The sequence below is a fragment of the Caballeronia sordidicola genome (assembly GCF_002220365.1).
Lineage (GTDB): Bacteria > Pseudomonadota > Gammaproteobacteria > Burkholderiales > Burkholderiaceae > Caballeronia > Caballeronia sordidicola_C.
Genome location: NZ_MTHB01000086.1, coordinates 1 through 2,042 on the forward strand (window position 1 = coordinate 1; position 2,042 = coordinate 2,042).

A 2,042-nucleotide genomic window follows, 5' to 3' on the forward strand; every position below is an offset into this window, starting at 1 on the left:
ACTGTCGGCTCTTCGGCAACGAGAGCCTATAGGAGACGCTTGCGCGCATCGCACCAAACGAGCAGTTTGGCGCTCGTCAAACCCTCCGCATAGCAATACGCTGCACTGTCGCTGCCACGATCTTGCCGATTTAGGTTCACCGTCATCCGCGTTTCAATCTATCCCACGCACGATCCGCCCTGATAAATCGCCATAGCAGTGAACGTTTCGATCACATCGGAGCACTCCGCGGTTTCCTCCCTTGGGGCTTGTAGGACGCCTGCCCGCCTGCTTCTGCGCGAGTTCGCTTGCACGCGGATTCGGGCAGGCGTCCTACAACCCTAAACAGTTTGAGACGTTCGACGGCGTCGTGCAAACGGTCGACAATCGTGACTTCCAGATGCCAAGGACCGTGAGGTTTGACGATATTTGACTCGGATAGTTACGAGTATCGAAGTCAGCTCGTTTTGTCGACCGTGTGGCGACCATAGCGAAAAAGGAAAGATCGTGCGAGCGTATGCAGGTACCGCGTATCAGATTGATGCTTTCTCGTTAGTGGACGTTCCCGTGCCAGTGCCGGGTCCTGGAGAGGTTCGTCTACATATACGTGCTGCAGCATTAGGCTTTGTCGACGGCTTGATGGTGCAGGGTCGCTACCAGATTCGCCCGCCATTGCCTTACGTGCCGGGGGGAGAAATCGCGGGCGTCATCGATGCTGTCGGACCGGAAGTGGCAGGCAATTTGATCGGCCGGCGAGTGGCCACATGGCAGCTCGGAGGCGGTCTCGGCGAGTACGTCGTGGTGCCGGCCAATGAGGCTGATCCCATACCGGATGCGTTGCCTTTTGAAGCCGCTGCCGCGATGCTCGTCGACTATCAAACCGCACACTACGCCTTGTTTCACCGGGCACAGCTAAGGGCCGGCGAGACGATCCTCGTGTTGGGCGCTGCCGGTGCCGTTGCTTCAGCCGCCGTTCAACTGGCGCTCCAGACTGGCGCATACGTCATCGCGGCAGCATCTACCAATGAAAAGCGCCAGGCCGCACTCGATCTGGGAGCGCATGCTTCCGTTGACTATGGATTAGATAACTGGCGAGACGCTCTCAAGAGCGTCGCACCAAGCGGTACAGTAGACGTCGTTTTCGACCCAGTTGGCGGCTCTACATTCGAGCCGGCGTTCAGATCCCTGGGGAAAGACGGAAGGCATCTTGTCCTTGGCTTCACTGCAGGTAGAATTCCCTCTTTGCCAGCCAATCTTCCTCTGTTGAAAAGCGCCAGCTTGGTCGGCGTTGACATCCGACATTTTCTCGCAAGCCAACCAGAGGCTGCCCAACGCGCCAAATCATCCCTTTTCGACTTAGTTGCGACCGGAAAGCTGAAGGCACCCCAATTGATAACCTATCCGCTTGCGCAGGCAGCGCAAGCAATTGACGCGACAACGGAGCGCGCTAAAACTGGGAAGGTTGTTGTATTGCCCTAAGGCAGATTCGCAGTAGTTGAACGGCCGCTATCGGCTACGCCGAAGGGCTGTTGTGGGTCGCTATGTAAACCTTTGCATAGCGACCCACAACAGCCAGTCAATCTTCTCGATAGCAGACATTCGCCTACTGTAATCACCGACGCAACGGCAGCGCGAGAGGGCGTGGCGAAAGCCGTCGAGCCTGATCTAGTCTCTTGGCCTCTGAAGCCGTTAATGAACATGGAGGCAAAGCTGGGCCGGGTCGGGCGACAGTTAGCCTAAGCCGGCAGAGCCGGAACCAAACAGGTAGTACGATCACGGATGTACCGATAGCGAGGTGAGCGATCATGGCTACGCAGGCATTGACTGATCGATACGCGGCGAACCTGTACGGCGTGCTGTCGTGTTACGACCGAATCATCATCACCGGCACACTGCCCGGGGCATGCTATGCGGGTGGAATGACGAGTTTTCTGTACGCCAAAGGCATCCGAATTTTCGACTACGCGCGCTTTGCCGAGCCACTGCGCGAACGTATCCGCCAGCGTGCGCAGGATGTCTGCGCGGCCGCGGGCGTCGAGATCGAGCATGTCAGCAAGCGCCAC

General features: G+C 57.7%; 2 protein-coding genes. Both read left to right on the forward strand.

What is annotated here, in order from left to right:
* Window positions 1-486 precede the first annotated feature (486 nt).
* The gene (locus BSU04_RS13555; protein WP_089161080.1) at window positions 487-1,458 is read left to right on the forward strand and encodes an NADPH:quinone oxidoreductase family protein; all 972 of its coding nucleotides are present in this window, start codon (window positions 487-489) and stop codon (window positions 1,456-1,458) included.
* A 326-nt stretch (window positions 1,459-1,784) separates the two neighbouring features.
* A partial coding sequence (locus BSU04_RS13560; RefSeq protein WP_089161081.1) for a hypothetical protein occupies window positions 1,785-2,042 on the forward strand: 258 nt, incomplete at its 3' end.